General features: G+C 37.2%; 20 protein-coding genes. All 20 read right to left on the bottom strand.

What is annotated here, in order from left to right; all coding sequences use genetic code 11:
- Positions 1-38: 38 nt before the first annotated feature.
- Positions 39-2,288, bottom strand: a complete 2,250-nt coding sequence (locus MKX39_RS06285; protein WP_340764412.1) for an FtsK/SpoIIIE family DNA translocase — start codon at positions 2,286-2,288, stop codon at positions 39-41.
- 333 nt (positions 2,289-2,621) lie between these two features.
- Complete coding sequence (locus MKX39_RS06280; RefSeq protein ID WP_093535051.1) at positions 2,622-4,289, bottom strand: ribonuclease J; 1,668 nt, start codon at positions 4,287-4,289, stop codon at positions 2,622-2,624.
- 399 nt (positions 4,290-4,688) lie between these two features.
- The gene (gene dapA / locus MKX39_RS06275; RefSeq protein ID WP_340768774.1) at positions 4,689-5,570 is read right to left on the bottom strand and encodes a 4-hydroxy-tetrahydrodipicolinate synthase; all 882 of its coding nucleotides are present in this window, start codon (positions 5,568-5,570) and stop codon (positions 4,689-4,691) included.
- Between the two features lie 2 nt (positions 5,571-5,572).
- The gene (locus MKX39_RS06270) at positions 5,573-6,619 is read right to left on the bottom strand and encodes an aspartate-semialdehyde dehydrogenase (protein ID WP_093535055.1); all 1,047 of its coding nucleotides are present in this window, start codon (positions 6,617-6,619) and stop codon (positions 5,573-5,575) included.
- Between the two features lie 77 nt (positions 6,620-6,696).
- Positions 6,697-7,284 carry a dipicolinate synthase subunit B gene (locus tag MKX39_RS06265; RefSeq protein ID WP_093535057.1) on the bottom strand — a complete coding sequence of 196 codons (588 nt, stop codon included), beginning with the start codon at positions 7,282-7,284 and terminating at the stop codon, positions 6,697-6,699.
- On the bottom strand, positions 7,284-8,084 hold the full coding sequence (locus tag MKX39_RS06260) for an NAD(P)-dependent oxidoreductase (RefSeq protein WP_340768772.1): 801 nt from the start codon (positions 8,082-8,084) through the stop codon (positions 7,284-7,286). The genes MKX39_RS06265 and MKX39_RS06260 overlap by 1 nt, the downstream gene beginning before the upstream one ends.
- On the bottom strand, positions 8,081-8,353 hold the full coding sequence (locus MKX39_RS06255; RefSeq protein ID WP_093535061.1) for a YlmC/YmxH family sporulation protein: 273 nt from the start codon (positions 8,351-8,353) through the stop codon (positions 8,081-8,083). The genes MKX39_RS06260 and MKX39_RS06255 overlap by 4 nt, the downstream gene beginning before the upstream one ends.
- Before the next feature lie 132 nt (positions 8,354-8,485).
- Positions 8,486-9,715 (bottom strand): M16 family metallopeptidase, encoded by a 1,230-nt coding sequence (locus tag MKX39_RS06250; protein ID WP_340768770.1) that lies wholly within the window; start codon positions 9,713-9,715, stop codon positions 8,486-8,488.
- 98 nt (positions 9,716-9,813) lie between these two features.
- Entirely contained in the window at positions 9,814-11,934 is a 2,121-nt protein-coding gene (pnp, locus tag MKX39_RS06245) for a polyribonucleotide nucleotidyltransferase (RefSeq protein ID WP_340768769.1), read from the bottom strand.
- Positions 11,935-12,089: 155 nt separating this feature from the next.
- Positions 12,090-12,359 (bottom strand): 30S ribosomal protein S15, encoded by a 270-nt coding sequence (gene rpsO, locus MKX39_RS06240; protein ID WP_090562453.1) that lies wholly within the window; start codon positions 12,357-12,359, stop codon positions 12,090-12,092.
- A gap of 754 nt (positions 12,360-13,113) precedes the next feature.
- Complete coding sequence (gene ribF, locus MKX39_RS06235) at positions 13,114-14,067, bottom strand: riboflavin biosynthesis protein RibF (protein ID WP_340768767.1); 954 nt, start codon at positions 14,065-14,067, stop codon at positions 13,114-13,116.
- 1 nt (position 14,068) lies between these two features.
- Positions 14,069-14,989, bottom strand: a complete 921-nt coding sequence (gene truB / locus MKX39_RS06230) for a tRNA pseudouridine(55) synthase TruB (RefSeq protein ID WP_340768766.1) — start codon at positions 14,987-14,989, stop codon at positions 14,069-14,071.
- Positions 14,990-15,057: 68 nt separating this feature from the next.
- Positions 15,058-15,399, bottom strand: coding sequence for a 30S ribosome-binding factor RbfA (rbfA, locus tag MKX39_RS06225; RefSeq protein WP_093535071.1), 342 nt, complete (start codon positions 15,397-15,399; stop codon positions 15,058-15,060).
- A gap of 22 nt (positions 15,400-15,421) precedes the next feature.
- Positions 15,422-15,700, bottom strand: coding sequence for a DUF503 domain-containing protein (locus tag MKX39_RS06220; RefSeq protein ID WP_093535073.1), 279 nt, complete (start codon positions 15,698-15,700; stop codon positions 15,422-15,424).
- Positions 15,700-18,117, bottom strand: coding sequence for a translation initiation factor IF-2 (gene infB / locus MKX39_RS06215; protein ID WP_340768765.1), 2,418 nt, complete (start codon positions 18,115-18,117; stop codon positions 15,700-15,702). Before infB ends, MKX39_RS06220 begins: the two co-directional genes overlap by 1 nt.
- A 4-nt stretch (positions 18,118-18,121) precedes the next feature.
- Positions 18,122-18,442: a YlxQ family RNA-binding protein gene (locus tag MKX39_RS06210; protein ID WP_093535077.1), complete on the bottom strand. Its 321-nt coding sequence runs from the start codon at positions 18,440-18,442 to the stop codon at positions 18,122-18,124.
- Entirely contained in the window at positions 18,439-18,717 is a 279-nt protein-coding gene (gene rnpM / locus MKX39_RS06205; RefSeq protein ID WP_093535079.1) for an RNase P modulator RnpM, read from the bottom strand. The genes MKX39_RS06210 and rnpM overlap by 4 nt, the downstream gene beginning before the upstream one ends.
- A gap of 19 nt (positions 18,718-18,736) precedes the next feature.
- A complete protein-coding gene (gene nusA / locus MKX39_RS06200) occupies positions 18,737-19,870 on the bottom strand; it encodes a transcription termination factor NusA (RefSeq protein WP_340761949.1) in 1,134 nt (377 codons plus the stop codon).
- 22 nt (positions 19,871-19,892) lie between these two features.
- Positions 19,893-20,372, bottom strand: a complete 480-nt coding sequence (gene rimP, locus MKX39_RS06195; RefSeq protein WP_093535083.1) for a ribosome maturation factor RimP — start codon at positions 20,370-20,372, stop codon at positions 19,893-19,895.
- A gap of 134 nt (positions 20,373-20,506) precedes the next feature.
- Positions 20,507-24,820: a PolC-type DNA polymerase III gene (locus tag MKX39_RS06190; RefSeq protein ID WP_340768763.1), complete on the bottom strand. Its 4,314-nt coding sequence runs from the start codon at positions 24,818-24,820 to the stop codon at positions 20,507-20,509.
- Between the last annotated feature and the right edge of the window lie 95 nt (positions 24,821-24,915).

The following is a 24,915-nucleotide window of genomic DNA, read 5'->3' as shown; positions in this document are numbered from 1 at the left end:
CTTTTTCTATAAAGTGTGATACTATTTAACCTTTTAGGTTACATAATATCATCATCCACAGAGTGTTTAGAAACCAGTACTTGTCTTGGCTTACTTCCCTCATAAGGTCCGACAACCCCACTAAGTTCTAGCTGATCGATAATTCTGGCTGCTCTGGAATAACCAATTCTAAATCTTCTTTGAAGTAATGAGACGGAAGCAGTTTGCATTTCAGTTACTAGTTGCACAACATCATCATATAATTCATCTCTATCTAACTGTTCTGCCGACTCTTGCACTTCATCTGGAATCATTTCATCTTGATAATTAGCCTTTTGTTGTTCAATAACAAAATCTACAATTCTTTCAACTTCTGCATCTGATAAAAATGCCCCTTGTACTCGGACTGGCTTCGAGCTACCGGCTGGAAGAAATAACATATCCCCTCTACCTAATAGTTTTTCTGCTCCTCCCATATCTAAAATAGTTCTGGAGTCAATTGCTGAGGAAACTGCAAATGCAATTCTTGAAGGAATATTAGCTTTAATAATCCCTGTTATCACGTCAACGCTCGGTCTTTGTGTAGCAATAATCAAATGAATCCCAGCTGCACGAGCCATCTGAGCCAAGCGAGTGATAGAATCTTCTACATCACTAGAAGCAACCATCATTAAGTCCGCTAATTCATCTACTATAACCACTATAAACGGAAGTTTCGGATGTTTTTCTTCATTCTCTTCGTTCCATCTGTCAATATGCTCATTGTACCCTTGCATATTTCTTGTGCCTGTATGAGAAAACAACTCATATCTTCTTTCCATTTCAGAGACTATTTTCTTCAAGGCCTGTGATGCTTTTCGTGGATCCGTTACAACGGGTGCAAGTAGATGCGGTATCCCATTATACATATTAAGCTCTACCATTTTTGGATCAATCATCATCATTTTCACTTCATGCGGTTTTGCTCGCATCATTATACTTGTAATTATGCCATTGATACAGACACTCTTCCCACTTCCAGTAGATCCGGCTACTAGTAAATGTGGCATTTTATTTAATTGGGCCAGCACAGCTTGCCCAGTTACATCGCGTCCAAAGCCAATTAATAGCTTCTGACTCGGCATATTATTTTCTTCTGATTCCAAAACTTCTCTCAAACTCACAATAGCTACTTCCTTATTTGGTACTTCGATCCCTATCGCCGACTTCCCAGGTATAGGTGCCTCAATCCGAATATCTCTCGCTGCTAAGGCCAAAGCTAGATCATCATGTAAACTAACGATCCTACTAACTTTCACCCCTACATCAGGTAGAACTTCATATTTTGTTACTGCTGGACCTAAGTGAACTTGAGTAACCTTTGCCTTAACACCAAAACTTAAAAATGTTTGTTCTAGTTTTTTAGCATTAGCTTGAATCGCATTCAATTCACCACTTTGATCACTATGAGCAGGTGCATCTAACAAACTAATAGAAGGTAGTTGATAATCTTCATTCTCAACTGCTTCATTTTCCAAATTAATCTCTATAGGTTCAACGGGTTCAGATGGCTGCTCTACCACTTCTTTTCTAGCTATACGTTCGGTAAATGCAGATATGATCGGTGAAGTAGACTGCTCCTCTTCTTCTGTTTCTAAAGGAACTGCTTCTATTACAGTTACAGCCTCTTCCTGTGCAGCCTGTTTTTTGTTTCGACGGGACTGACCACTAACAGGAGTAGCTGTAGGTGTAGGTTTTTTCTTCTTTTTTTTCGGTCTGTTTAGGAAGCTTTCTTTTAGCTTCGGAAACGTTTCTACTAAGTAAGGAACTAAGGCTTTTCCAGTCAGTAACACAATTCCTATAAATAACATTAGCCAGCCCGCTACTTTTGCACCGGCCGAAGCAAACAGAACATGGAATGATGCAAAAAGTATTGCACCTATTATTCCGCCGCCTAATGAGGTATTTCTATTAGTAATCCCACCGCTTTCTACTAGAACGCGATAGCTTTCTCTTAAAACAGAGTTGGTTACTAATGCTTTTCCTTCAAATAATTGTTGAAATAATGCGATATGGCTAAATAACAATAAACTTCCCAAAACAAAAGCACAACCTAAAAGTAATCTATGGTTCCATGCCGGTACGGATTGTTTGATCATTATAATAAGTGCATACACGATTAGCATAAATGGAACTGCAATATGCCAATTCCCAAATAAGAAATAACTAATATAAGACAAAAATTCACCCACAAGCCCATATTCAAAAAACGAAATAATGGATAATCCAATAATTAATAGTCCAATAATTTCATAAAGGAGCGGATGCATTGTTTTTGACGGCTTTTTAGTTGGTCTTTTTTTCTTTCTTGCCAAAGTGTCACCTACTTTCTAAGTAATTTTAAAAATCTATTAGAAGAAAAAAAAGAAATATGCGCCAGGTCCTTAAACAGGCAACGAACGTTTTCGGGAGGATTATGGACAGACATTTCCCTCATACTAGTCGTACACGCAGAAATCGTCCAACTGTATTGAAATCAGAATACTATTCATTCTTTCCCCTGCCACGGATGCCTTATTCAAGTTACTTTTTTATATACTTTCTTGTCTTTTAAGATAAAAAGGATTTCCTTCCGTATTCGGAAAGGAAATCCTTTATTCATATTAATATTCCATAATAATAGGGATAATCATTGGACGTCTTTTGGTTTGTTGGAATAAATATGAATTTAGCGTATCACGGATTTCTTGTTTAATGTTTGTCCATTCAAACGTTTCTTTATTCACATATTTTTCAACAACAGTTCTGACCAGCTTAGCAGACTCTTCCATTAGTTCTTCAGATTCACGAACATAAACAAATCCTCTCGAAAGAATTTCTGGTCCAGAAGCAATTTTCTTCTGTGCTCGGTTTAAAGTAACAACAACAATAAATATACCATCTTGTGAAAGCAGCTTGCGATCGCGTAAAACAATATTGCCTACATCTCCAACACCGATTCCATCTATTAAGATATTGCCAGCTTGAACTCGACCACTCATTCTCATTTTACCACTCTTATATTCTACGATATCCCCTTTATCGGCGATGAAAATTTCCGATTTGGTCATACCAATTGCTTGAGCCAATTTTGAATGGGCTATCAACATGCGATATTCCCCTTGAATTGGTATAAAGTATTTAGGTTTTGTTAGATTTAACATCATTTTTAAATCTTCTTGACTACCATGACCTGATACATGAACATTTTTTTCAGAAGTAAGAACTTTTGCTCCAACTTTTGCAATTTGGTTCATCGTATTATACATTCCTACCTCCATACCTGGGGAAGGTGTAAACGTGATCAAGACAGTATCTGTATCTTTTATTTTAATATCTTTATGATGCTTACGGATCATTTTTTCTAAGGCTTCTAGTGGTTCACCTTGTGTACCTGAGACAATAACTACAATATTTTCATCATTGTATTTAGAGATTTCCTTGATAGAAATAATTGTCTCCTCTTCTACAGTGAAATACCCTAGATCTAACCCTATTTCGAAAATATTTTCTAAGCTTTTTCCTGCAATTGCGACTTTTTTGCCTGTTTCAATTGCTTTGTCGATAACTTGTTGAATTCGTATAAAATTAGATGCATATAGTGCGACTAGTATACGACCTTTAGCAGCGTGGAATGTTTCTGATAATTGGTTTTCGATTACCGCTTCAGAAGTTGTATAACCTGGTCTTTCTGCTTCTGTTGAATCAGATAGAAGTATAAATACACCATCTTCTCCTAAACCAGCAATTTTTGCTATGTCAGGACGATACTTTCCTTTAGCCGATTGGTCAAACTTAAATTCTCCGGTATGAACGATTGCACCTTCAGACGTATGGAATACAATCCCAAGAGAATCAGGAATACTATGCGTTGTATGGAAAAAAGTAACATAGGTTCCTTGGAAATTCATGCGACTTTTATTTGTTACTTCGAAAAACTTGACTGGTTGTTTCGTCGGTAACGCTTTTAAATGCGTTTTTGCTAAAGCAATAGTCAATTTAGAGCCATATACCGGTGCTTGTACTTTTTGAAGTAAATATGAAATGGAACCAATCGCATCTTCGTGACCGTGTGTTAAGAAGATCCCTTTTACACGATCCTTGTTTTCTACTAAGTACGTAATGTCAGGAATTACAATATCTATTCCTAGCATTTCATTTTCTGGGAACATTAAACCACTATCTACGACAAAAATTTCTTCATCTATTTCTACTACGTACATTGCTTTTCCGATTTCTCCAACTCCACCGAGCGGTATAATTCGAATAAGTTCATTTTTTACTTTTACCAAATCTTTTCCTCCTATAAATCAATTACGCCACAGAGAAATTGTATCTAGATGTGTATGGTGCTTAGTCCTGCGTCATGCAGTTCAGTTTGCAACTATCGAATAGTAATACGATTTTAGGCTTTCTGTAGTCTAAGACTCCATTCAACACCTTTTACATCCTCCGAAAGCTTTACTTTCTAGCAAATGCTTGTACTTCCTGAATCTTTATTACCTATTAATTAGTATTCGTCTCTCCGCCCTTTCCAAGGGTGGGAGATATCTATTTACGTTAGCTTGTTAAATTTTTTATAAAAGAAGTTAACCCGACCAACATCCACGTATTTTCATTATATCTGACGTCAGCGATTCACACAAATAAAAAAAAGGCTGAAATAGGAAATCTTCAGCCTTTCTGCCAAATTATTGAGTAATCAAATATTCATCCCAGATTACATCAAATTCCTGCTTTTCTCTTTCTGTCATCTCAGTGAGTGGTAAGCGTAAGCTTCCCACTTCTAATCCTATCTTAGAAAGCGCATATTTTACGACAATCGGGTTGGGGTGTTTGAAGAGTGCCTGTATTAACGGCAATAATGATTGATGAATTCTTGCAGCTTCCGTATGATTTCCATTTTGAAAAGCTTCCATCATTTTCTTCATATCATTTCCTACAATATGGGAAGCAACCGAAATTACTCCAGTACCCCCTATTGCTAGTAATGGAAGAGTCAGTGAATCATCTCCGCTATACACTTCTAAATTCCCTTTTGTTTTAGCCATTATTCGAGTCATCTGATCTAAATTACCACTAGCATCTTTTAAAAACTTAATGGAGGGTATTTCACTTAAAGCTACCAATGTATCAAGTTCCATATTGATAACAGAACGGCTTGGAATATTGTATATGATAATTGGCAGTATTGTTTCATTTGCAATAGCTTCATAATGAGCTATCAGCCCGCGTTGATTGGGTTTGTTATAATAAGGGGTGACAATCATTAGGCCATCCACTCCCAGAGCCTCAGCCTTTATAGACAAGTCAATGGATGCGGCTGTGCTATTACTTCCAGTACCTGCTATGACAGGTACTCTTTTGTTTACTTTCTCTACTACGAATTTAATAAATTTAAGTTTTTCTTCCATTGTTAAAGTTGGAGATTCTCCTGTTGTCCCACAAACGACAAGAGAGTCAGTCCCTGTCGAAAGTAAATGTTCAATTAATAATTCTGTCACAGTATAATTGATGGAACCATCTATTTGAAATGGGGTAACCATTGCCGTAGCAATTGTTCCTATCTTCATTTTTACACCTCTTTTAATATACCTTCAGCAATAAGTGCTTCTGCAATTTGTATAGAGTTTAGCGCTGCACCTTTCAATAAATTATCTGATACTATCCACATATGAAATCCTTTATCGTTGGAAGGATCTTTTCTTAAGCGTCCTACAAATACATCGTCTTTACCATCTGCATAGTACGGCATAGGATAAAATTGTTGGTCAGGAGCGTCTTGTAACGTAATCCCCTCTGAGTTTGCAAGTAGTTGTTTTAGCTGATCGATTGATACATTCTCTTGATCTACCTCTACATAGACAGATTCGGAATGTCCGGTAACAACGGGCACTCTTACACAAGTTGCTGCAATAGCAAGATTTGGTAAAGACATAATTTTTTTAGTTTCATCCATCATTTTATGTTCCTCAAAAGTGAATCCATCTTCGGTGAACACGTCAATTTGAGGAATAACATTACCTGCGATAGGATAATGCTTTTCAGCACTTTTAACAGGTAAGATTTCTGGTTTTGCTTGTTTATCTTTTATACCTTCACTTTGTGTTGTCAATTCATTAATTGCAGCAGCTCCGGCACCCGATACCGCTTGGTAAGTTGAAACTATTACTTTGGTTAGACCAAATTTCTGACGAATTGGTTCAAGTGCGCAAACCATCTGAATAGTAGAACAATTTGGATTAGCAATAATCCCTGTTTGCTCATGTAAGGCTTGTTTATTTACTTCAGGAACTACAAGTGGTGTATCTTTATCCATCCGGAAGGCGCTTGTGTTATCAATTACGATTGCCCCTCTATTGCTAGCTTCTTTTGCTAGAACTTTAGAAATTGAACCACCTGCAGAGAAAAATGCTACATCTACACCTTCAAAAGCTTCAGGTGTTGCTTCTTCAATAGTATAAGAACTTCCATCTACCTCTACTTGTTTACCCGCTGATTTTTTAGAAGCTAATAGCTTTAACGTTTTGTATGGAAAACTTCTTTCTACTAATTTTTCAATGATTTTTTGACCAACTGCTCCTGTCGCTCCTACAATTGCTACTGTATAACCTTGTGACATGAAAAGCTCTCCCCCTAGACCTATGCTATTTTTGATATTGTATTTTATTATACATGAAAATACATCTTCATCAATATTTATAATTTATGACTTATGAGCAAAGGCTGGAATTGTTTGAATTGAATCGCATGTTCAACTGTTGGAATTATTTTTGTAAAGTCAGCAATGAGTGAGTTTGGTTTGCTATGAGGATTATCTTGGCCAAAGGGGATAAAGTATATGTTTTTAGTAGAAAGTAATTTCATAATGTTCATTCCATTCAATCCTAATGCATCATTTGTGGATATTCCAAGAACTACTGGTTTTCCATTTCGCAATGTTGCTTTTGCCGCCATCAACACAGGTGAATCTGTTTGGGCATTTGCAAGCTTACTAATAGAGTTGCCTGTCATCGGAGCAATTACCATACAATCCAGTGGGTTTGTAGGTCCAAATGGTTCTGCCTCCACTATTTTTGAGACTACTTTACTACCACTTGCCTCTTCTATTTTCTCAATCCATTCTTCCCCTGTTCCAAAACGTGTTGCCGCAGTTAATACAGAATACGTAATAATAGGAACTACAGTTGCCCCTAGATCAGTAAACTGTTTAATCATTGGGATAACTTCCTCATAAGTACAATGAGAAGCAGTTATTCCTAATCCAATTCGAAAACCTTTTAACACTATTTTTCCCCCTCCAGTAGAGCCAATTGAGTTTGCACAGCTTTTGCTATCAAATATCCTGCATCTTTGGGAAAATACAATCCTGGTAAGCTAGTTGAATGGATATAATTTGTTGGGATTGAATTGGCTGACTCGAGTAAACATCCTGGATTTGAAGCTAGATCATACACTTTTTTAAATCTAGCCGTATCAGACGTGCTCAGCCATCTGTTTGGAATAGTGTTTATCAGATAGCTGGTATCTGCTTCTTGATTATGAACAACATGCTCAAATTGTTCTATCTGATATCCATAGCTTTTTGCCTCAAATAATTGATGTTCAGAGCGAACCGAGATAATTACCTCTGCGCCCAAATGATGTAGAGCAAAAGCAAGTCTTTTTCCCACTCTTCCATACCCAGTTATGATGAATTTTTTATTATAAATAGATTCGTTTTCACTTCTATAAAAATTATATATAAATCCCTCTGCTGTAAGATTTGCATTTTCCCAAATCCACTGTTCATCCTCTAAATAATAAAAAGCATGGACCTGGCTATTTTGTATTTCCTGTTCAATTTCTGTATTCGTTTTTCCAACGAAAAGGAGAAGACATGACTCAGGCAAAACGAAAGAACTATCTATTTGTAATGGTGGAATAGGTAAAAAAATGATGGTAGGTTGAAAATCCATTATTGCGACTTTTAGTTCTTCCGTCCAAATCGTCGTTGGAAAGATTTTCACTTCTAGTTCGTTATCTAATGTTTCCTTCAAAAACGATAGACGGGCGTCTGTACCTATGATTGCACATTTTTTTTTCACGAATATTCACTATTTCCAATTTCATTGTTTGCCTCATTAAACAGAATTCTATCTTTACCAATGAGAATTATTTCTTCCCATGAGATAAATTCCTTTTTTTTCGCTGATTTATTTCCTTGAAAAAAGGATCCTGTTTTTTGAAAAACTTCAAAACCTTCTATTTTCCCATTTTCAGGATTGAAGAGTAACTCAGTGTCTGCTAGTTTGCCATATCTCGCCCCGTCCTTAACTTGGATCAGCTCTTTTTCTGCAAGTTCCGAAAGTAACAATCATTCTCCCCCTTATTGATTTCTATTTATATATATGCCATTTCTCAGTACAAAGTGAATATAAAAAAACGGGAAAGAAGACGCCTGGTCCTTAAAAAACAAAAAATATATTTCCCATATAAAAAAAGCCGATCAAATTTGATCGACTTTTGGTTTAATGATTGAGATGGCTGGTTTATGGGAAAATGTCTCTGCAGCAAGATCCATTACCGATTGTAAGGAGACTTCATCAATTGACGCACTTACTTCATCTAATGAACGATGTTCACCATACAGCAATTCATTTTTACCATTACGGCTCATTCGAGCATTGGAGCTTTCTAAGCCAAGGAGTAGATTACCTTTCAATTGCTCTTTTGCATTAGATACTTCTGTTTCGGTGAATCCTTTTTCAAGAACATTTTGTATCGCTTGCTGAATTGACATAGATAGTTCTTCCAATTGGTTGCTAGAAGTCCCACCATAAATAGCAAGAGCACCAGTATCTTCATATGACGAATGATAAGAATAGATCGAGTAAGCAAGACCTTTTTCTTCTCTGATTTCTTGGAAAAGCCTAGAAGACATACTTCCACCCAAGATATTGTTCATCACAACTAGGCTATAAATGTTATCAGCCTTTACACTTAAACTTGGATAGGCTAAACAAAGATGCGCTTGCTCAGTTTCTCTAAAGTTTTCGACATGTACTGCTCTCAACTCTGGAGTTGCCATAGGTATTTTCTCATTACTCGATTTTTCTAGTTGGCTAAATAATGTTTCAATATACTCTAGTAGTCCTTCTGGAATATTACCCGCAACAGATATAACTACATTTTCTGGGGTATAATGTTTTTTCATGTATGCTTGAATCGTTTCTTTTGTGAAACAATTCAACGTTTCCTCTGTGCCTAAAATAGGCGCACCAAGCGGGTCATTTTCGTACATCGCTTGCCATAAATATTCATGCACAATATCATCTGGTGTGTCCTCTACCATATTAATCTCTTCCAGAACAACCTGTCTTTCTTTCTCAATTTCATTTGCATCAAATTGAGAGTGGAAAAACATATCTGCTAGTATTTCCACCGCATGTTCTGCATGATGATCTAATACTTTTGCATAGTAGCATGTATTCTCTTTAGAAGTGAAAGCATTGATATTACCACCAATACGATCAAATTCTTCTGCAATTTGTTTCGCAGTTCTCGTTTCAGTTCCTTTAAATAACATATGCTCAATAAAATGAGTTAAGCCATTTTCTTCTGGTAACTCATACCTTGATCCTGCCTCGACCCAAATCCCTACAGCCACAGATCGTACATAAGGAATATGTTCTGAAACAATTCGTATTCCATTTTTACAAGTTATTTTATTTATCAAATTAACACCTCAGTTTATTCTATTCAGCTATTTAAAAAGGTTGCCGTAGCAACACGGCTACGGTCAACCTTTTTTGTCATGCTGATGTAATTGATTAATTATTTGTTTTCTTGTTGCTCAGCGCGTTCTTTTTCTTCTTTTACAACAATTTTACGAGATAAATTGACACGACCTTGATTATCAATTTCAATTACTTTCACTAATAGCTCATCCCCAAGTTTTAGAACATCTTCCACATTTTTCGTACGTTCTTCTTGAATTTCGGAAATATGCAATAAGCCATCTTTGCCAGTGAATAATTCTACGAAAGCACCGAATTTTTCAATTCGTTTAACTTTCCCAAGATAATATTCGCCAACTTGCGCTACTCGTACAATGTTCTCGATAATTTCTTTTGCACGTGCAATCATCTCTTCATCAGCTGATGCGATATAAATTGTACCATCTTGCTCTGTATCAATTTTCACGCCAGTTTCATCGATAATTTTATTAATTTGTTTACCACCTGGTCCAATTACATCACGGATTTTATCCGGATTAATCTTAATCACAACAATTTTAGGTGCATATTTGGACAGTTTCTCACGTGGATCAGAAATTGTTGCAAGCATACTTTCTAAAATTTGCATACGACCAATTTTAGCTTGCTCTAACGCTTCTTCAAGAATTGTTCTTGATAGTCCATCAATTTTAATATCCATTTGAAGTGCTGTAATACCTTTAGATGTACCAGCTACTTTAAAGTCCATATCTCCAAGATGATCTTCCATTCCCTGAATATCCGTTAACACAGTATAATGTTCACCTTTTTTCACAAGTCCCATTGCAATCCCGGCAACTGGTGCTTTCAAAGGAACACCTGCATCCATCATTGCTAGAGTTGATGCACAAATACTAGCTTGTGATGTTGATCCATTGGATTCTAACACTTCTGCTACTAAACGAAGTGTGTATGGGAAATCAGCTTCATCTGGAAGAACTGCCTCTAGAGCGCGCTCTCCTAAAGCACCATGACCAATTTCGCGACGACCTGGAGCACGGATAGGACCAGTTTCTCCTACACTAAACTGAGGGAAGTTATAGTGATGCATGAAACGTTTTGTTTCTTCTAAGCCAATTCCATCGATAATTTGCACATCACCAAGGGGCCCTAAAGTACATATGCTCAAAGCTTGTGTTTGTCCACGTGTAAACAATCCAGAACCGTGAGTTCTAGGTAATACGCCAACTTCTGAAGATAGTGGACGAATTTCCGCTACTCCACGACCATCAGGACGAATTTTGTCTTCTGTTATCAAACGACGAACTTCATCTTTCACCATTGCATCTAAAATTTCACGTACTTGCTTCAACGTCTCATCAGTTGCTTCTTTTTCTGTATAAAGTGCAATGACTTCTGTTTTCACTTCAGTAATAGCATCTTCACGAGCATGTTTTTCTTGTACTTGTATTGCTTGTACAAGTTTTGTTTCACAAATACCTTTTACTTCTTCAAAAAGCACTTTATCTAACTCAAAAAGAGGAATATCTTTTTTCGCTTTTCCAACTTCAGCTACTACTTTTTCTTGGAATTCGATTAACTTGATAATTTCATTATGACCGAACATAATTGCCTCAAGTACCGTTTCCTCTGAAACTTCTTTAGCCCCTGCTTCAACCATGTTAATCGCATCTTTTGTCCCGGCTACTACCAAGTCTAAAGTGCTCTTACCCATTTGCTCTACAGTTGGATTGATAATTAGTTCTTCTCCAATTAAACCTACCTGAACGCCAGCTATTGGACCGTCAAATGGGATATCTGAAACGCTAAGCGCTAAAGATGAACCTAACATTGCCGCCATCTCAGAAGAACAGTTTTGATCAACAGACATCACGATTGAAATCACTTGAACTTCATTACGGAAACCATCTGGGAATAAAGGACGAATTGGACGGTCAATCAAACGACTTGTTAAGATTGCTCGTTCTGAAGGACGTCCTTCACGTTTGATAAATCCGCCTGGGATTTTACCTACAGCGTAAAGTTTTTCTTCATAGTTCACAGTTAAAGGGAAGAAATCTAAATTCTTAGGGTTTTTCGATGCAGTTGCTACAGATAATACAGTTGTATCACCATATCGTACTAATACTGCCCCGTTCGCTTGTTTTGCAAGTTGTCCTATTTCTACTTGCAACGGGCGTCCTGCCCATTCGTACGTAAATACTTTCTTTTCACTCATGTAATCTGGACTCCTCTCGACTTCAAAAACTCCTTTAAAAAAGGGTATATAAAAGTTATATGTATCATAAGTAGTGTATCAAAAATCTTTCAACTATGCGAAGTTTTTTATGCAAAAGAAAAAGCGGGATAAATCCCGCTTTCCTAAATCGAATCTTATCGACGTAAACCAAGTTTTGCGATTAGATCACGGTAACGTGATACTTCGTTTTCACGTAAGTATTTTAATAAGTTACGGCGACGTCCAACCATTTTGAATAGACCACGACGTGAGTGATGATCTTTCTTATGAGTACGTAAATGTTCGTTTAAAGAGTTAATCTCTTCTGTAAGAATTGCGATTTGAATATCAGCAGATCCAGTATCACTTTCGTGAGTTCTGTACTCAGCGATTAATTCATTTTTGCGTTCTTGTGTAATTGCCATGTTGGTTTCCTCCTAAAATTCTTGTTATCCCCTAATCCTGAGCAATCGTTGGAGAATCGAAAAAGCCAAGGAAAGGTTAAGTACGGTATTGTACTTATAAAGATTATCATAAATAGATTGGTGAAGCAACTAATTAGTAAGTAACAAGATTGAATTATTCTTTTAAAAACAAAGTAAAAAAACGATCCTCTAAAAATACAAATGTAGATAGGCCATTGATTTCCGCTCCGAGCGGACGCTTTCCGTGGGCACGACTTCAGCCGCTTCCCTCGCTTATGCTCAGTCCTGGGTCAGCTCGTGCTGTTCCCACTGGAGTCGCCGCTCTGCGCTCCAATCAATTATATCCACTTTATATGATTGAAATTTTGGCTGACAGAGACTAAGATAAAGAAAATCCACTTTCTACATTCTTTGTTACATGATAACAGCCCAATTCAATATTAGACTGTTATATCCCTATATAAAATTTGGCTACTATTATTCTATATGCGAGAAGCTATGATCTATCAATAGTTAAGTACTACTCACTCAATTGATTGGAGAGTAAGGTGGCGACTTCAGCGGGATGAGTGAGACAGATGAGATATCACAGCGACGCGCTAGCGACGGTGATAGCTCATCGCTCACCCCGCGAAACGCGTCCACCTGAAACGGAAATCACAAGTATTATTTATTCATTTTTTGACTCTTAAAACACAATATTTTTCTATTTTTTAAAAAAGCTACCGAAATTAATCTCCGGTAGCTATCTTTATTATTTATTTTCATTTTTAAAAAACTCAATGGCAACTTGCTTGTCTTTTCCAATTTGTTCTTTTAACTCGTCAATTCCATTGAACTTTTGTTCCGATCTAATTCGCTTATACCAATGGACCGTTACTTCCTCACCATAAATAGATTGATCAAAATCAAAAATATGTACTTCAATAGAAAGTCTTTTTTCATCGGGATTATTAAATGTTGGTTTGTAACCTACATTACATACTCCCTCATGCCAAGTCTCCTGAACGCGTATTTTAACTGCGTACACGCCAGTTGCTGGTGTAAATTGCCCTTCGGTCGGTTCAACATTCGCCGTTGGAAAGTTTATAGTTCTCCCTCTTTTGTCACCATGGATCACAACTCCTGTTAACTTGAAAGGTCGGCCTAATAATTCTCTGACTTGCTCCATATTACCCGCCGTTAGCTCAGCTCTTATTCTAGTTGAGCTAATCTTCTCGTCCACGAGCTGTTTTTTCTCTACGACTGATACAGAATATTTCCCTTCAGAAAGAATCTCCATATCTTTCATGGTACCTTTACCAAAAGCTCCAAATGAAAAGTCAAAGCCGGCTGTAACGTGTTTGACATTCGTCCCGTTTATAAAGAATTCTATAAACTTTTCGGGTGTTAACTTTGCAAAATCGGAAGTAAACCGAACAACAAAAACTGCATCTACCCCTAAGCTTTGCAATATATCTGTTTTTTCTTGAATAGGTGTAATATAAAATACTTTCTCTTTTCTGCCACCAAGTACTAATGAAGGATGCGGATCAAATGTCATCACAGCTGTTTTGATATTCTTCTCTTTCCCTTTATCGAGGGCTTCCTGAATGACTGCTTGATGCCCTTTATGCACTCCGTCGAAAAAACCAATCGCTAAAGAGTAAGCTTCATTTTTATCATTTTTAAATAAATGGTTTGGATAGGATAAGTGATATACGTCCATATTAATCTCCTTTTTCAGATGAAAACATTTTTTCTGGTTTCATCATACCACTTTTCGTCGGATGTTTAATATAAACTGCTATCGGATTTTCCAACAGTTCGAAAACTATTTTTTCGTTTTCAGCTAATAACGGATGAATTTCTACTACTTGTCCATTAGTTATACTTTTGTTGTTATCATCATTGACTTCAACTGTTGGCCAAGTCGCTAATGCATCTTTTAAGGGAAGTAATGTTACAGATAATGAACCTTCATCCACAGCAGCTTGCACCTCACTTAAAGTGAGACACTGATCTTTAGAAAAGCTTCCAGAAGCTGTTCTTACTAGAGATGACATATGTGCTGGATATCCCAGTAATTCACCGATTTGAACAGCAAGGGTACGAATATAGGTACCTTTTCCACAGTCGACTTCAATGTTGAACGTAACTTCTTGTCCTGAAAAAGTAGGGGCTTCATCCAATAATCTTATATTGCGAATCATCACTTTCCTACTTGGGCGTTCTACTTCTTTTCCTTCTCGAGCGTATTCATATAGTTTTTTTCCATTCACTTTTACTGCAGAATACATCGGGGGAATTTGAGTAATCTCCCCAGTCAGTTTCGCTAATACTTCTAAAATTTGTTCACGAGAAAAAGACTTAGGAGTTATGTCATTTACAACGATGTCACCGTCTGCATCTTCAGTAGTTGTTGATGTACCAATAGAAATAGTAGCTATATACGTCTTTCCTTGATCCATTATATATTCTGACACTTTTGTAGCCTGCCCTAAACAAATAGGTAAAACTCCTTCCACACTTGGATCCAATGTTCCTGTATGGCCAATTCTTTTCATCTTCAATATTTTTCTAAGTTTAAAAACACAATCGTGTGAGGTCATTCCTTTTTCTTTCCATAAAGGCAATATTCCTTCGTACATCCAGTTCACCCCTTGTATATATAACAAAGAAGTCTGCTTTAATAACAAAGCAGACTTCTTAGTTTTTATTACTCAGATGGCTTATTAATTTGTCTTAATAAATCATCTATACGATTACCATATGCTGCAGATTCATCATATTCAAAGATTAGTTCAGGCGTTATACGTAAGCGAATACGTTGACCTATTTCAGAACGAATAAATCCTTTAGCTTGTTCTAAAGCTCTTAAAGTATCCGCGCGGTTTCCATCAAGCACCGTAACATAAATGGTCGCTTGTTGTAAATCACCAGTAACAGCTACATCTGTGATAGTGACAAAACCTATACGTGGGTCCTTTAATTTTCGTCCGATAATTTCGCCCAATTCTTTTTTCATTTGCTCAGCAACTCGGTTAGCACGCATTGACATGATCGCTACACCTCATTTTCTTTTATAAGTATTCTTTACTTATATTAATACATTCCCATTCAGGATTAGATTCAAGAAATCGGATTGCGTTCATTAGCTCTCGTTCGGCCGCATCTTTTTGAGAAGCAATTGCAACGATTCCAATGCTAGTACGCTGCCACGTATCCTGATGATCTAATTCTGAAATAGAAACATTATACTTTTGTTTTGTTCTTGTGAGCATTCTTTGAAGAACAGCTCGTTTTTCTTTTAAAGAATGTGCAGTAGGAATGAGAAATTCACAGTCTGCATAGACAATCATTAGCGTTTAATTTCTTCCATGATATAAGCTTCCACGATATCGCCTTCTTTGATATCATTGAAGTTTTTAATCGTGATACCACACTCATATCCTTTAGCAACTTCTTTAGCGTCATCTTTAAAGCGTTTTAGCGTATCTAGTTCGCCTTCGAAAATAACAATTCCTTCACGAATAACACGTACACCACTATCTCTAGAAATTTTACCTTCCGTTACGTAAGAACCAGCAATCGTACCAACTTTAGATACTTTGAAAGTTTCACGAATTTCGGCTTGACCGATAATTTTTTCTTGGAACTCAGGGTCAAGTAGCCCCTTCATTGCAAATTCAATTTCTTCGATTACTTTATAAATAATACGGTGTAAACGAATATCTACGCCTTCTTGGTCGGCCATACGTTTTGCATTTGTATCTGGACGAACGTTAAATCCGATAACAATTGCATTCGATGCAGCTGCCAAACTAATATCTGATTCTGTAATTGCTCCAGCTCCAGTATGAATGATGCGAACGTTAACACCTTCTACATCTATCTTCATAAGGGAAGCAGCCATCGCTTCAACAGTTCCTTGTACGTCTGCTTTAACGATTAAGTTAAGTTCTTTCATTTCCCCTTGTTTCATTTGATCAAATAAATTGTCTAATGTTACACGAGTTTTTTCTGAGCGTTGAGTAACTTGTGCTTCTGATGCACGAGACTCTCCAACTTGTCGAGCTGTTTTTTCATCTTCGAATACTACAAAGCGGTCTCCAGCTTGTGGCACTTCGTTTAGACCAGTTATTTCAACTGGAGTAGATGGTCCTGCCTCTTTCACACGGCGACCAAGATCATTAACCATTGCTCTTACGCGTCCGAATGCATGACCAACAACGATAGGGTCTCCAACTTTTAATGTACCATCTTGAACTAGTAATGTAGCAACAGAACCACGACCTTTGTCAAGTTGAGCTTCAATTACAGTTCCTAAAGCAAGACGTTTTGGATTTGCTCTTAACTCTCCAACTTCTGAAACAAGTAAAACCATTTCTAACAAGTTGTCGATTCCTTCTCCTTTTAGTGCTGAGATTGGTACGAAGATAGTATCTCCACCCCATGCCTCAGGAACTAAGCCATGCTCTGTTAACTCTTGCATTACACGGTCAGGATTGGCAGATGGTTTATCCATTTTATTTACTGCTACGATAATTGGCACTTCAGCAGCTTTCGCATGGTTAATAGCTTCTACTGTTTGAGGCATAACACCATCATCAGCTGCAACTACAAGAATCGTGATATCCGTAATTTTTGCACCACGTGCACGCATTGTCGTAAATGCAGCATGTCCTGGTGTATCTAGGAATGTAATCTTCTTGTCGTTGTCTTCAATCATGTAAGCACCGATATGTTGAGTAATACCACCGGCTTCTCCTGCAGTTACTTTTGTATGACGAATTGAGTCAAGAAGTGTTGTTTTACCATGATCGACGTGACCCATAATTGTAACAACTGGTGGACGCTCTGATTGATTAGTGCTGTCTTCTGGCGTTGGATCGAAGTGAACTTCTAAATCAGTAATGTCGATACGGATTTCTTCTTCAACTTCTACACCATAGTCTGCACAAATAAGTTCAATTGCATCCTTATCTAATACTTGGTTTATTGTTGCCATTACGCCAAGTAGGAATAATTTTTTGATAATTTCTGCTGGTTCACGACCAATTTTTTTCGAAAGTTCAAGAACAGTTAAAGAATCGGTAAACGTAATCTTCGCTGGAAGTTCACGTTCTTTTCTTGGTACTGGTGGTTGAACTGGTGTAGTAGGACCTTTTCTACGTTTTTGGAATTTTTGACCCGGTCTATTGCCACCTGGACGATTTTGACCACCTGGACGATAAGCACCCGCTGGAGCTTTGTTATTTGTAAACGTCTTTTTAGGTTGGTTATTTGTTCCTTGCGTGCTGCTAGATTGCGTATTACTTCCTGAAGCTGCAGCATTTGTATTCGTTTGGTTAGACGGTCTTGATTGTCCGCCAGATGTTGGTCTTTGTTGACCTTGGTTAGACGGTCTTGACTGTCCGCCAGATGCCGGTCTTTGTTGGCCTTGGTTAGACGGTCTTGATTGGCCACCAGATGTTGGTCTTTGTTGACTTTGGTTAGACGGTCTTGATTGCCCGCCAGATGTTGGTCTTTGTTGACCTTGGTTTGAGTTTGATGGTCTTGATTGAGTCTGTTGTGCAGGTTTTGAAGATGTTGAAGCAGGTTTAGTATTTGACTGTGAAGAATTTTTATAAATACCATCTAGTTTAGAGATAGTTTCTCCTTCAAGTGTAGACATATGATTCGTCACTTGAATATTCATCTTTCCTAATTGCTCAATAACTTCTTTACTCGATTTATCTATTTGTCTCGCATATTCATGAACTCTGATTTTAGTCATTAGCTCACCCCCGGTTATATTCGTTGAGAAGGCCGGACAGTTTTTTAGCGAAACCGTCATCCATAATGGCTATTGCCACCCTGGCCTCTTTTCCCGTCGCATGTCCGAGATCGTGCCGGTCTCCAAAGACATGCAGCTCAACGTTAAAAGATGCACATTTATCATTAATTTTTTTTGCTGTATTTTTAGAAGCGTCATTTGATAAAACAACTAGTTTTGCCTTTTGGCTTCTTATTTCTTTTACAACTAATTCTTCACCAGTTATTGTTTTTCTTGCTCGAGTCGCTAAACCTAAAAGATTAGATATCTGTTCTTCTATTTTCATTTGAGTTTATCTCTTTCAATAACAACGATTAACTGGTCATATACTTCATTTGGAATTGGTGCTTCTAAATGAGTGCCTAGTGAATTTTTCTTTTTCGCTTGGTTTACCGCTTCGATAGATTTGGATACATAAGCGCCACGACCAGATTTTTTACCTGTTAGGTCTACGGAAACTTCTCCTTCTTTCGAACGGACTATACGAATCATTTCTTTTTTCGGAAACATTTCACCAGTAGCAACACATTTACGTAACGGTATTTTCTTTTGAACCGCCATTTTAAATCACCATCCTTGCTTATTGTTCTTCTTTATAAAAATCGAAATCATCCAATTCTTCTTCATCCATTTTTTCTACGATAAGCTGTGGAGAATTTTCATTTGGATAAATTCCAAGTTCTCTTGCATCTGTTTCGCTCTTAATATCGATTTTCCAGCCAGTCAGTTTTGCTGCAAGACGAGCATTTTGACCTCTCTTACCAATTGCAAGTGACAACTGATAATCTGGTACTACTACCGTTGTAGATTTTTCATCTTCATTTACTTGAACGTCGATTACTTTAGAAGGACTAAGCGCATTTGCAACAAACACTACTGGATCTTCAGACCATTCAACTATGTCAATTTTCTCTCCACTTAACTCGTTCACAATTGTTTGTACTCGAGCTCCCTTTGCACCAACACATGAACCAACAGGATCAATTTCGTCATTATGTGCAAAAACGGATATCTTCGAGCGGTCCCCTGCTTCACGAGCAATAGACTTAATCTCTACAATACCTTCAAAGATTTCTGGAACTTCCATTTCAAACAAACGACGAAGTAAGCCAGGGTGAGTTCTAGAAACAAATACTTGTGGTCCACGAGTAGTACGTTCTACTTTCGTTATATACACTTTAATACGTTCATGTGGTCGGAATGTCTCTGTTTGAATTTGTTCATTTGCTGGTAATACAGCCTCAACTTTTCCTAATCCCACGTAAATATTACGAGCATCTAATCGTTCTACAATACCATTTACAATATCATCTTCACGATCCACATATTCTTCGTAGATAAGACCACGTTCAGCTTCACGTACACGTTGAGTAACAACTTGCTTCGCCGTTTGAGCTGCAATACGACCGAAATTACGTGGTGTAACTTCCTCTTCAACTACATCACCAATCGCATAGTGTGGATTTATAACTTGAGCATCCTCTAAGGATACTTGCAGACGGTCGTCTGCTACTTCTTCTACTACATCTTTTCTTGAATAAACAAGCATAGTACCAGTAGCTAGGTTAATATCGACACGAACATTTTGGGCTTGGTTAAAATTTCTTTTATAAGCAGTTACTAAAGCAGCTTCTATTGCTTCTATTAAAACATCTCTTGAAATTCCCTTTTGTTGTTCGAGCGCAGTTAACGCATCTAAAAATTCACTACTCACTGCTTTCACTCCTCCATATACGTTATGCAGAGAAATCAATTGCTAAACGGGCAAGCGCAATTTTCTCTTTTTCAATTTGAATTTTTACTCTTCTTGTTTTCACACGTACTTCAATTAATGCGCCTTCTTCTATTGAATAAGAAAGTAATGTTCCTTCAAATTCCTTAGCTCCGTTCACTGGCTCGTATGTTTTGATAAAAACATGCTTACCAATCGCATTCGTGAAATCCGAATCCTTTTTCAAAGGTCGTTCTGCTCCAGGAGAAGAAACCTCTAAAAAGTAATTTTCTGATATTGGATCTTCTACATCTAACTTTTCACTTAGTTTTTCACTAACTTGAGCACATTGTTCAATATCAATGCCGCCATTTGGAGTATCAATATAAATACGTAAAAACCAATCTCGACCTTCTTTTACATATTCTATATCTACAAGATCTAAATTTAACTCTTGTAAAATAGGCGATACAAGCTCTTCAATTTTACTAATAATATTACTCATATAAGCCTCCTACACAACAATGATTTTCTATATAACAACAGAAAAGAGCGGGAAATCCCACTCTTTCGTCACAGAACTATGAAACATTGGTAGTTTTATATTACCATACATCATGGTGCCTTGCAAATTACCTCCTAAAACAACGAAAGCTGATTGGCATCTGGCAGACCTTCTAGACAGCCCATCGCATCCATATATTCGATGATTGTCTTGGATACTTTACCTCTTTGTTGAAGATCTTCCTTGGATAAAAATTCACCATCGATTCGTGCTTTAGCAATTTGAAAAGCAACATTTGTACCTAATCCTGGTATCGAATCAAAAGGAGGAATTAATGTATTTCCTTCTATAATAAATTCATTTGCATGTGATTTGTATAGATCAACTTTTTGAATTTTAATGCCTCGTTCTGTCATTTCCAATGCAATTTCTAATACTGTTAATAAGTTTTTTTCTTTTGGAGATGCTTCAAGGCCCTTTGCATTAATCTCATCTAGTTTTGCTCGAATTGTTTGAGATCCGTTGACCATTGAGATCAAATCAAAGTCAGAAGCTCTTACAGTAAGATATGCCGCATAATATATTATGGGGTAATGCACCTTAAAGTATGCAATACGAACTGCCATTAATACATAGGCAGCAGCATGTGCTTTCGGGAACATGTATTTGATCTTTTTACAGGATTCAATATACCAATTAGCTACCCCTTGTTTTTTCATCTCTGCTTCAAATTCTGGAGTTAGCCCTTTACCTTTCCGAACTGACTCCATAATTTTAAATGCTAAGGAAGGATCTAACCCTTGATAGATTAGGTAAACCATAATATCATCACGACATCCAATTACATCAGAGAGCTGACAAGTCCCCGCTTGTATCAACTCTTGAGCATTTCCTAACCAGACATCTGTCCCATGAGATAAACCAGATATTTGGACAAGTTCTGAGAAAGTAGAAGGTTTCGTTTCTTCTAGCATTTGTCTTACAAAACGAGTACCAAACTCTGGAATTCCAAGTGTCCCAGTTTTACAGTCTATTTGCTCTTCCGTTACGCCTAGCGATTCCGTCCCACTAAATATTTTCATTACCTCTGGATCATCTGTAGGAATTGTTTTCGGATCAATTCCTGATAAATCTTGGAGCATACGAATAACAGTAGGATCATCATGCCCTAGAATATCTAATTTCAGTAAATTATCATGAATGGAATGAAAATCAAAATGAGTTGTTTTCCATTCAGAATCCTGCGCATCAGCTGGAAACTGTATTGGGGTAAAATCATATATATCCATATAATCAGGAACAACAATGATTCCACCTGGATGTTGACCCGTTGATCGCTTAACACCAGAACATCCTTGAACTAAACGATCAATTTCGGCACCACGAAGAGCCAAATTATTATCGTTCATATAGCCCCTGACATATCCATAAGCTGTTTTTTCAGCTACCGTTCCGATTGTACCAGCACGAAACACATAGTCCTCACCGAATAATTCCTTGGTGTAATTATGCGCAATAGGTTGATACTCACCACTAAAGTTTAAATCTATATCTGGAACTTTATCTCCTTTGAATCCAAGGAAAGTCTCAAACGGGATATCTTGCCCTTCTTTTACATATGGTGTATCGCAGTTAATACAATTTTTGTTAGGTAAGTCGAACCCAGAACCAACCGATCCGTCTTGGAAAAACTCTGAATGCTGACAACTTGGACATACATAATGCGGCGGTAGTGGATTTACTTCTGTAATTTCTGTCATTGTAGCTACAAGAGAAGAACCTACTGATCCCCTGGATCCAACTAAATAGCCATCATCTAAAGATTTTTTTACTAATTTATGTGAAATCAAATAAATTACCGCAAAACCATGACCAATAATAGATGTTAATTCCTTCTCAATTCGTGCTTCTACTATCTCTGGTAGTACTTCCCCATAAATTTCTTTTGCTTTGGAATAAGTAAGAGATCTAACTTCCTCATCTGCTCCCTCAATCTTTGGGGTATATAAATCATCTTTAATCGGTTTTATGTCTTCAAGAGAATCGGCTATTTTTTGAGGATTAGTGACAACAATCTCTTTTGCTAGGTCTTCTCCAAGAAAGGCAAAGGCATCTAACATTTCATTAGTTGTGCGAAAATGTACTTTAGGTAACCCGTTACGATTTAACGGGTTAGCTCCACCTTGTGAGTTTACAAGTATTTTTCTAAAAATAGCATCATTTTCATGCAAGTAATGTACATTGCCGGTTGCTACAACTGGTAAATTCAATTTTTTACCTAGTTTAAGCATTTTACGGATGATATCTTCTAAGTTCCATTCGTCTCTAACTAGTTCTGCCTCGATTAAATGTGAATATACTTCTTTAGGATGTATTTCTAAGTAATCATAAAACTGTGCAATTTCCTCCACTTGCTCTAATGGTTTTTGCATTAGACCTTCAAAAACCTCTCCCTTATCACACCCTGAACCAATGATCAGTCCTTCTCTATGTTTTTGCAGCACTGACCTTTTTATTCTAGGTACACGATAGAAAGTAGTTGTATGAGCAAGTGACACTAATTTGAACAAGTTTTTTAAACCGACCTCATTTTTAGCTAAGATTGTGCAATGAGTTGGTCGAGCTCGTTTATATGAATCCCCTTGTCCAATATGCTTGTTAAAGTCATCTAGAAACTCTATCTTATGTTCCTCAGCTTCTTTTAACAAATGTAGTAGTAAATATCCTGTTGCCTCACAGTCAAAGATCGCTCTATGTGCTTGTGTTAACTCAATATTGAACTTTTTAGTTAGAGTACCAAGTCGATGGGACTTCATCTCTGGATGTAAGAACCGAGCTAGCTCTAATGTGTCTATAACCGGGTGACTGAAATAATCTATTCCTGTTCTTCGATAACCTTCGTATAAGAAGCCCATATCAAAAGATGCATTATGAGCAACAAGTATGCCATCGCCGATAAATTCATAAAAGTCCTTTATAACCTGTTCTATTTCAGGTGCATTTTGAACCATGTCATCTGTAATTCCAGTTAACTCGATCGTAGTAGCGGAAAGAGCGTGATGCGGATTAACAAATCGTTCAAATTTATCGATAATATTACCATTTTGCATTTTTACAGCTGCCAACTCAATTATTTTATCGTAAGTAGCAGATAAGCCTGTAGTTTCAACATCAAATACAACATATACAGCATCCTCTAATGCAGTATGCTGTTCATCATAAGCAATAGGAACACCGTCATGTACAAGATTTGCTTCTAATCCATATAGAATTTTAATACCATTCTTTTTCCCAGCAGCATATGCTTCAGGAAATGATTGTAGATTCGCATGATCTGTAATTGCTATAGCTTTATGTCCCCATTTTGCTGCTTGTGATACAAGTGAGGATACAGAGGATACAGCATCCATTTGACTCATCGGTGTATGTAGATGTAACTCTACACGTTTTTCTTTCGCTGTATCGATTCGTACCGCCGGATTTATCTCATTCATATCTTGTGCCATAATGATTAAGTCTCGTACAAAAGTATCGTTTTGCACGGAACCTCTAACCTTTATCCACATTCCCTTTTGTAGTCGTTCCATCATTTGGGCATCTTCTTTATCTCTAGAGAACATCTTCACTAAAATAGAATCTGTATAGTCAGTAACTTTTGCAGTCAGAAGAGAACGACCACTTCGCAACTCTTTGACTTCGACGTCGAATACAAAACCTTCGATCGTTACTCTGCGTTCCTCATCTTGAATCGATTTTATGTCAATAATTGGTTCATCTTTTTTAAGAGGCACTCCTAGTTGGAAAGGACCGTCTGTATTCTGATTGCCATTCTCTGTTCTATTTTGATCACGTTTTTGCATATCTTCTAACGCTTTTTGACCTAACATTTCTTCTTCTAAACGACGTTGTTCAAGAAATTCTAACTGCGCTTGCGCTATTGCTTCTGTATCTTCAACTAAACGGAAGTCGAATGCTATTTTTGGAAATCCAAACCCGACATATACATCTGACAATTGTTCGATATATTTCTTTTTAAACGTTCGCAATTCAATTTCCTGCCCACAGGTTAAATGAATCATCTGACCGTTCCATTCGGGTTGTTGTTTTAATAGTCGGTCTTTTAAAGGTGGTGCCATGTCACTTAATTCTTTCAGAACTAATGGCCAATATTGGTTGATAAGCTCCTGCGATACGTCTTTTCCTTCACTTTGAATAGTGAGTAAGATATTCGCTATACCAGAAAACTTTTCAATTAGCCTTGTTTGAAAAATCGTAAATACATCTATTGGTAATACGGCCTGTAGTTGAATTTGAAAAGCCCATTGTCTATTTTTTTTATGTACAGTGAATCGATCGATGGATGCATGTTCAAAATGCTTTACGAAGGAATCCTCTGTTAACTCCAGTTGCTGCAATAACAAATGCATCCTCATTTTACCGTCGTCCATAGTTTGTATCCCTCCCTGATCTGTCTAGCTCCAGCGCTAGTCTGGGGTGTAATAGATGCTTGTGCTTTTATATACACAGTAAAAGAAAGGAAGTT

This window comes from Psychrobacillus sp. FSL K6-1464 (genome assembly GCF_038003145.1).
Taxonomy (GTDB): domain Bacteria; phylum Bacillota; class Bacilli; order Bacillales_A; family Planococcaceae; genus Psychrobacillus; species Psychrobacillus psychrotolerans.
The sequence above is the reverse complement of the archived record's forward strand: the minus strand, read 5'-3'. Positions and strand labels throughout refer to the sequence as shown.

Coding starts and splice junctions, on each gene's coding strand:
- MKX39_RS06190 (WP_340768763.1), bottom strand. CDS start 24,820: ATGGACGACGGTAAAATGAGGATGCATTTGTTATTGCAGCAACTGGAG.
- MKX39_RS06285 (WP_340764412.1), bottom strand. CDS start 2,288: ATGCATCCGCTCCTTTATGAAATTATTGGACTATTAATTATTGGATTA.
- rpsO (WP_090562453.1), bottom strand. CDS start 12,359: ATGGCAATTACACAAGAACGCAAAAATGAATTAATCGCTGAGTACAGA.
- rbfA (WP_093535071.1), bottom strand. CDS start 15,399: ATGTCAATGCGTGCTAACCGAGTTGCTGAGCAAATGAAAAAAGAATTG.
- MKX39_RS06220 (WP_093535073.1), bottom strand. CDS start 15,700: ATGATTGTCTATGCAGACTGTGAATTTCTCATTCCTACTGCACATTCT.
- rnpM (WP_093535079.1), bottom strand. CDS start 18,717: ATGGCGGTTCAAAAGAAAATACCGTTACGTAAATGTGTTGCTACTGGT.
- MKX39_RS06210 (WP_093535077.1), bottom strand. CDS start 18,442: ATGAAAATAGAAGAACAGATATCTAATCTTTTAGGTTTAGCGACTCGA.
- infB (WP_340768765.1), bottom strand. CDS start 18,117: ATGACTAAAATCAGAGTTCATGAATATGCGAGACAAATAGATAAATCG.
- dapA (WP_340768774.1), bottom strand. CDS start 5,570: ATGAAGATAGGAACAATTGCTACGGCAATGGTTACCCCATTTCAAATA.
- truB (WP_340768766.1), bottom strand. CDS start 14,989: ATGTACGAAGGAATATTGCCTTTATGGAAAGAAAAAGGAATGACCTCA.
- pnp (WP_340768769.1), bottom strand. CDS start 11,934: ATGAGTGAAAAGAAAGTATTTACGTACGAATGGGCAGGACGCCCGTTG.
- ribF (WP_340768767.1), bottom strand. CDS start 14,067: ATGGACGTATATCACTTATCCTATCCAAACCATTTATTTAAAAATGAT.
- MKX39_RS06270 (WP_093535055.1), bottom strand. CDS start 6,619: ATGTCACAAGGTTATACAGTAGCAATTGTAGGAGCGACAGGAGCAGTT.
- rimP (WP_093535083.1), bottom strand. CDS start 20,372: ATGAGTAATATTATTAGTAAAATTGAAGAGCTTGTATCGCCTATTTTA.